The following is a 920-nucleotide window of genomic DNA, read 5'->3' as shown; positions in this document are numbered from 1 at the left end:
TATAGTCAGTTCAAAACAAAAATGTTATAGCTAGGACAAACATCATAAAATAATTTGGATAAGTCATTTTCCATCCACCCTTGGCGTAGAAACTTTACTTGTGCCCATTTTTTCTCAATAGGGTTCAAGTCTGGGCTATACGGTGGCAGCCATAGAATACGATGACCATGCCTGTTCAGTAATTTTTGGATACGTTTGCTTTTATGAAACCGAGCATTATCCATGATAATCACGCATTTGGTTTTAAGACTTGGAATAAGTTTAAACTTGCACCAGTCGTAGAATATGCTGCTGTTAATGTTCTGTTCAAAGTAATCCAGTGCAAATAGCATCTTTTCATATAGAGCCCCAATGACGTTGGTTCGCTTTTTACCTTGCCAGTTGTCGCTGTCGATACAGGGTTTGCCTATCGGTGCATAGCCATGAGAACGAATAGTTTCAGCCTCAAAGCCGCTTTCATCCATATAGACAATGGGATAGCCTTGCTGTTTAAAGTTATCAAGCTTACTCTGATACGCCGCTCTTTTTATTGGACACGCTTTTGGATGCTCTAAGGTCTTTTTTTTGACTGATGCCTAGGCGTTTTAAAGCCTCACAAATGGCTGAGGCAGTACAGTTGAACCGTCTTGCTCTCTCATAGTGATAGTCATCAGGGTAACGCTCAACGTCTTTGCGTAGTGCATCATCTGGTATTTTTGATGGCGTAACATTGCGAGTGCTCTTACTATGCAGCCGTTTCTTCCACTTTTGAATGGTGGTTGGACTAATGTCATAAAAAGAGGCTGCCTCGGCAAAGGTCATGCCATTTGCTAAGCTTTTAAGAACTTGTTTGCGATAGTCTAGTGAATAAGTCATGATAATTAAGTATATCTGTTGAGATGTTTTATCTTATAACACTTTTGTATTTGATACACTATATA

The 920-nt window shown here is 39.5% G+C and carries 2 protein-coding genes; both read right to left on the bottom strand.

Annotated features, from left to right (window positions below; translation table 11 throughout):
• Window positions 1-5: 5 nt before the first annotated feature.
• On the bottom strand, window positions 6-530 hold the full coding sequence (locus JMX83_RS14955; protein WP_201603382.1) for an IS630 family transposase: 525 nt from the start codon (window positions 528-530) through the stop codon (window positions 6-8).
• Complete coding sequence (locus JMX83_RS14950) at window positions 505-855, bottom strand: IS630 transposase-related protein (protein WP_201603380.1); 351 nt, start codon at window positions 853-855, stop codon at window positions 505-507. Before JMX83_RS14950 ends, JMX83_RS14955 begins: the two co-directional genes overlap by 26 nt.
• Between the last annotated feature and the right edge of the window lie 65 nt (window positions 856-920).

Source organism: Psychrobacter piscatorii (assembly GCF_904846415.1).
GTDB lineage: Bacteria > Pseudomonadota > Gammaproteobacteria > Pseudomonadales > Moraxellaceae > Psychrobacter > Psychrobacter piscatorii.
Note: the sequence above shows the minus strand (reverse complement) of the source record. Positions and strands in the feature narration are given on the sequence as shown.